At 78.8% G+C, this 5,401-nt stretch carries 3 protein-coding genes and 1 pseudogene; 3 read left to right on the top strand and 1 reads right to left on the bottom strand.

What is annotated here, in order from left to right; translation table 11 throughout:
- The first annotated feature begins 132 nt into the window (after positions 1-132).
- Positions 133-2,277: a primosomal protein N' gene (locus ACZ6EJ_RS15690; RefSeq protein ID WP_469267606.1), complete on the top strand. Its 2,145-nt coding sequence runs from the start codon at positions 133-135 to the stop codon at positions 2,275-2,277.
- Between the two features lie 51 nt (positions 2,278-2,328).
- On the opposite strand, the gene ACZ6EJ_RS15685 is transcribed toward ACZ6EJ_RS15690, so the two are convergent.
- Positions 2,329-2,892 (bottom strand): hypothetical protein, encoded by a 564-nt coding sequence (locus tag ACZ6EJ_RS15685; protein ID WP_469267605.1) that lies wholly within the window; start codon positions 2,890-2,892, stop codon positions 2,329-2,331.
- 296 nt (positions 2,893-3,188) lie between these two features.
- On the opposite strand from ACZ6EJ_RS15685, the gene fmt reads away from it, so the two are divergent.
- Together fmt and ACZ6EJ_RS15675 are read left to right on the top strand one after the other, a co-directional pair.
- Positions 3,189-4,121 carry a methionyl-tRNA formyltransferase gene (fmt, locus tag ACZ6EJ_RS15680; protein WP_469267604.1) on the top strand — a complete coding sequence of 311 codons (933 nt, stop codon included), beginning with the start codon at positions 3,189-3,191 and terminating at the stop codon, positions 4,119-4,121.
- Between the two features lie 89 nt (positions 4,122-4,210).
- Positions 4,211-5,329: pseudogene (locus tag ACZ6EJ_RS15675) on the top strand (transcription antitermination factor NusB); the annotation flags it as partial.
- Between the last annotated feature and the right edge of the window lie 72 nt (positions 5,330-5,401).

Genomic DNA, 5,401 nt, shown 5'->3' with positions numbered 1-5,401 from the left:
CCCCCCCCCCCCCCCCCCCCCCCCCCCCCCCCCCCCCCCCCCCCCCCCCCCCCCCCCCCCCCCCCCCCCCCCCCCCCCCCCCCCCCCCCCGTGCCCCCGCCCGTGTCAGTGCCCTCTGGTAGGAATGCGACTGTGAGCAGCGACGACGAGCGGTCCGCCGAGCCGGGCGCCGGCGCGCCGGAACAGCTCGCGCTGATCCGGGAGACGGTGCGCAGGGCGAAGACGCCGCGCGCCAAGCCGCGCACCTGGCGCGGCGCGGCGCTCGCCCCGGAGCTGCCCGTCGCCCGCGTCCTGGTCAACAAGGGCGTCCTCCACCTCGACCAGTACTTCGACTACGCGGTCCCCGAGGAGCTGGACGCCGACGCGCAGCCGGGCGTGCGGGTCCGGGTCCGGTTCGGGGCCGGGGGGCGCAACGTCCAGGGCGGGCGGCGCGAGGGCGGCGGCCTGATCGACGGCTTCATCGTCGAGCGCCGGGCCGACTCCGACTACCAGGGCGCGCTGGCCGCCCTCGCCTACGTCGTCTCCCCGGAGCCGGTCCTCGGGCCCGAGCTGCTCGCGCTGGCCCGTGCCGTCGCCGACCGGTACGCGGGCAGCCTCGCCGACGTCCTCCAGCTCGCCGTCCCCCCGCGCAACGGCCGCGCCGAGTCCAAGCCCTCCCCGCCCCCGCTGCCGCCGCCCCCGCCCCCGGAGCCGGGCACCTGGGAGCGGTACGGCCAGGGGCCGGCCTTCCTGCGCGCCCTGGCGGAGGGCGGCGCGCCCCGCGCGGTGTGGACCGCCCTGCCGGGACCGCACTGGCCCGCCGAGACGGCCCGTGCCGTCGCGGCGACGCTCTCCTCCGGGCGCGGGGCGCTCGTCGTCGTCCCGGACGGCCGGGCCGCGGGCCGGGTCGACGCGGCCCTGACCGAGCTGCTCGGCGCGGGCCGGCACGCGCTGCTGACCGCCGACTCCGGCCCCGAGAAGCGCTACCGCCAGTGGCTCGCCGTGCGCCGGGGCTCGGTGCGGGCGGTCGTGGGGACGCGCGCCGCCATGTTCGCCCCGGTGCGGGACCTCGGGCTCGTCGTCGTCTGGGACGACGGGGACTCCAGCCACAGCGACGACAACGCCCCCTTCCCGCACGTCCGCGAGGTCCTGGAGCTGCGCGCCGCCCAGGGCCGCTGCGGCTTCCTGCTCGGCGGGACCGGTTGCACCGTCGAGGCCGCCCAGCTCGTCGAGACCGGCTGGGCGCTGCCCCTGCTCGCCGACCGGGAGCAGGTGCGCCGGGCCGCGCCTCTCGTGCGCACGGTCGGGGACGCGGAGCTGGCCCGTGACGGAGCCGCCCGCTCGGCCCGGCTGCCCAGCCTGGCCTGGCGGACCGTGCGCGACGGCCTGCTCAGCGGCCCGGTGCTGGTCCAGGTGCCCCGCCGCGGCTACGCCCCCCGCCTCGCCTGCGAGCGCTGCCGCGCCCCGGCCCGCTGCCGGCACTGCGCGGGCCCCCTCCAGGCCCCCGACCAGCGGGGCCTGGACTGCTCCTGGTGCGGGCGGGCCGAGCCGGCCTGGCACTGCGCACAGTGCGGTGCGACCCGGTTGCGGGCCCAGATCGTCGGGGCGCGCCGCACCGCCGAGGAGTTGGGCCGGGCCTTCCCCGCCGTGCCGGTCCGCACGTCCGGGCGCGACCACGTCCTGGACGCGGTGCCCAACGCCCCCGCCCTGGTCGTCAGCACCCCCGGCGCGGAGCCCGTGGCCGAGGGCGGGTACGCGGCGGCGCTCCTGCTGGACGGCTGGGCCATGCTCGGCCGCCCCGACCTGCGGGCCGGGGAGGAGGCGCTGCGCCGCTGGACGGCCGCCGCCTCCCTGGTGCGGGGGCAGGAGGAGGGCGGCACGGTGGTGATCGTGGCCGAGCCGACGCTGCGGGCCGTGCAGGCCCTGGTCCGGTGGGACCCGGCCGGCTTCGCGCGGCGGGAGCTGGCGGAACGGGCCGAGCTGGGCTTCCCGCCGGTCTCCCGGATGGCCTCGGTGACCGGGCCGGCCGAGGTGCTCGCGGAGTTCCTGCCCGCCGCGGGCCTGCCGCCGGAGGCCGAGGTCCTGGGGCCGGTGCCGGTCGCGTCGGCCGAGCCCGGACGCCCGCGCCGGCCGGGTGAGGCCCCGCCGGGCGAGAGCTGGGAGCGCGCGCTGATCCGGGTGGCGCCGGGACGGGGCGCCGCGCTCGCCCGCGCGCTGAAGACCGCGCAGGCGGCGCGTACGGCCAAGGGCGGAGGGGACCAGGTGCGCATCCGCATCGATCCGCCCGACATCGGCTGAGGCCCCGCCGCGCGGCCCGCACGGCGGGTGCGAGGGGCGGGGCCGCGGGGGTCAGCCGTTGCGGGGGCCGGGGAAGGCGCCGGGGCGCAGCTCCTCGCGGGCGGGTTTCTGGGCGGAGGGCTGCGGCGGCATCGCGCGGGCGGCGGGCACCGTGGGCGACGGCGCGCCCGGCCCCGCGGCGGGCGAGCCGCCGGGGCCGGTGCCGACGGACGCCGGGCGCGGGACGGCCGCCGTCTCGCCGCCCGCCTCCGCGGTCGGCTGCGGGGCGGCCCGGCGCGTTCCGTAGCGCCGGTGCACCGCCTGCTTGGTGACGCCGAGGGCGGAGCCCACCGCGTCCCAGGAGAAGCCCAGCGAGCGGTCGAAGTCCACCGCCGCCGTGACCAGGGTCTCGACGCTGTCCCGCAGCTCCTGGGCGAGGCGGACGGTGGGGGCCGGGGCCCTGCCGTAGACGACGAAGCCCGCGGAGGGGCCGGAGCGGCGCGGGCGGTAGACGTTGCCGAGCTGTGCGGTGAGGGTGCGCAGTGCGTCCACCTGCCGCCGGACCCGCTCGATGTCCCGCACCAGAAGATGCAGACTGGCCCGCGCTTGGGCGTCGTGGGTTGCGTGGTCGGCCATGAAGAAGCCTCTCGAACCGGCGTTGAAAGGGATCGGGCCGCGTCGGGGCGGCCCGCTTCGGTCAATCTCCTTTGACCAACGCCCGAGCCGGGTGCGGGGTCACGCTGTCGGGGCGTGTGCGTTCCGCGCACGGGGGGCGTGCGCGGCGCGCGTACGCCCCCCGCCGTCGCGCCTCGGGTCGGCCCCGTCCCCCGAGCGGCCGGGCGCGCACCCCGCGCTGGACGCGCCGGCGCCCCGCTTAGACTGGTGTGCTGCTCGTCACCGCACGTCTCGGCCCGAGAGGCAGTCAGCCACCCATGAAGCTCGTCTTCGCCGGCACCCCCGAGGTCGCCGTCCCCGCCCTGGACGCCCTGATCGCCTCCGGCCGCCACGAGGTGGCCGCCGTCGTGACCCGCCCCGACGCGCCCGCCGGACGGGGCCGCAGGCTCGTCGCGAGCCCGGTGGCCGAGCGGGCCGAGGAGGCCGGGATCGAGGTCCTGAAGCCCGTGAAGCCCCGTGACGAGGACTTCCTCGCCCGGCTGCGCGAGATCGCCCCGGACTGCTGCCCGGTCGTCGCCTACGGGGCCCTGCTGCCCAGGGCGGCCCTCGACGTGCCCGTGCGGGGCTGGGTCAACCTGCACTTCTCGCTGCTCCCCGCCTGGCGGGGAGCGGCGCCGGTCCAGCACGCGGTGATGGCCGGGGACGAGGTGACCGGCGCGTCGACCTTCCTGATCGAGGAGGGCCTGGACTCCGGCCCCGTCTACGGCGTCCTCACCGAGGAGGTCCGCCCCACCGACACCAGCGGCGACCTGCTCACCCGGCTCGCCTTCGCGGGCGCCGGACTGCTCGCCGCGACCATGGACGGCATCGAGGACGGCACGCTGCACGCCGTTCCGCAGCCGCACGAGGGCGTCACCCTCGCCCCGAAGATCACCGTCGAGGACGCGGAGATCCGGTGGTCCGCCCCCGCGCTGCGCGTGGACCGGGTGGTGCGCGGCTGCACCCCCGCGCCTGGGGCCTGGACCCTCTTCCGCGGCGAGCGGCTCAAGCTGGTCCAGGCCGTGCCCGTCCCGGACCGGACGGACCTGGCCCCCGGCGAGCTGTCGGCGGCCAAGAACAACGTGTACGCGGGCACCGGCTCGCACGCCGTGGAGCTGCTCTGGGTCCAGCCGCAGGGCAAGAAGCCGATGCGGGCCGCCGACTGGGCGCGCGGCGTCCGGATCGCCCCCGGCGAGCTGCTGGGCGGGTAGCCCGCTCCGGGCTGCCGTACGGGGGGCCGGGGGCGGCGACGTACGCTGGGAGGGATCGTCCCCCTCACCCTCAGCGGAGCACCTTTCACGTGAACGACCAGCCGCGACGCCGTCCCGCCAGGCCCCACCGCCGTCCGCAGAAGGACCCGGTCCGCTTCCTCGCCTTCGAGGCGCTCAGGGCCGTCGACGAACGCGACGCGTACGCCAACCTCGTCCTGCCCCCGCTGCTGAAGAAGGCCCGCGCCAAGGGCGACTTCGACAGCCGGGACGCGGCGCTGGCGACCGAGCTGGTCTACGGCACGCTGCGCCGCCAGGGCACGTACGACGCGATCGTGGCGGCCTGCGTCGACCGGCCGCTGCGCGAGGTCGACCCGCCGGTCCTCGACGTGCTGAACATGGGCGTCCACCAACTGCTCGGCACCCGCATCCCCACCCACGCGGCCGTCTCCGCGAGCGTGGAGCTGGCCCGCGTGGTGCTGGGGGAGGGGCGCGCGAAGTTCGTCAACGCGGTGCTGCGCAAGGTCACCGCGCACGACCTCGACGGTTGGCTGGAGCGGGTCGCCCCCTCCTACGAGGAGGACGCCGAGGACCACCTCTCCGTCGTCCACTCCCACCCCCGCTGGATCGTCTCGGCCCTCTGGGACGCGCTGGGCGGCGGGCGCGCGGGCATCGAGGACCTCCTGGAGGCCGACAACGAGCGGCCCGAGGTGACCCTGGCGGCCCGCCCCGGCCGCTCCACCACCGAGGAGCTGACCGAGGCCCTGGGCGAGGACAACGCCCTGCCCGGCCGCTGGTCGCCCTACGCCGTCCGGATGGCGGAGGGCGGCGAGCCCGGCGCGCTGACGGCCGTCCAGGAGGGCCGGGCGGGCGTCCAGGACGAGGGGAGCCAGCTCGTCGCCGCCGCCCTGGCCGCCGCCCCCGTCGAGGGCCGCGACGCCCGCTGGCTCGACGGCTGCGCCGGCCCCGGCGGCAAGGCCGCCCTGCTCGCCGCCCTCGCCGCCGAGCGGGGCGCGAGCCTGCTCGCCGCCGAGAAGCAGCCGCACCGCGCCCGGCTGGTCGAGCGGGCGCTGGCCGGCAACCCCGGCCCGTACCAGGTCGTCACCGCCGACGGCACCCGCCCGCCGTGGCTGCCCGGCAGCTTCGACCGCGTCCTGATGGACGTGCCGTGCTCGGGCCTGGGGGCGCTGGGGGGGGGGCCGGGGGGGCGCGTGGGGGGGGGGGGGGGGCGGCCCGCAGGGGTGTTGTCCCCCCCCCCCCCCCCCCCCTTTCCCGGCGTGGTC

It is taken from the genome of Streptomyces sp. NPDC041970 (genome assembly GCF_055588985.1).
This window is presented reverse-complemented; position numbering and strand designations above follow the sequence as displayed.

Bases quoted from the DNA above. Each gene is read 5' to 3' on its own strand.
- ACZ6EJ_RS15685 (WP_469267605.1), bottom strand. From the start codon at position 2,892: ATGGCCGACCACGCAACCCACGACGCCCAAGCGCGGGCCAGTCTGCAT.
- fmt (WP_469267604.1), top strand. From the start codon at position 3,189: ATGAAGCTCGTCTTCGCCGGCACCCCCGAGGTCGCCGTCCCCGCCCTG.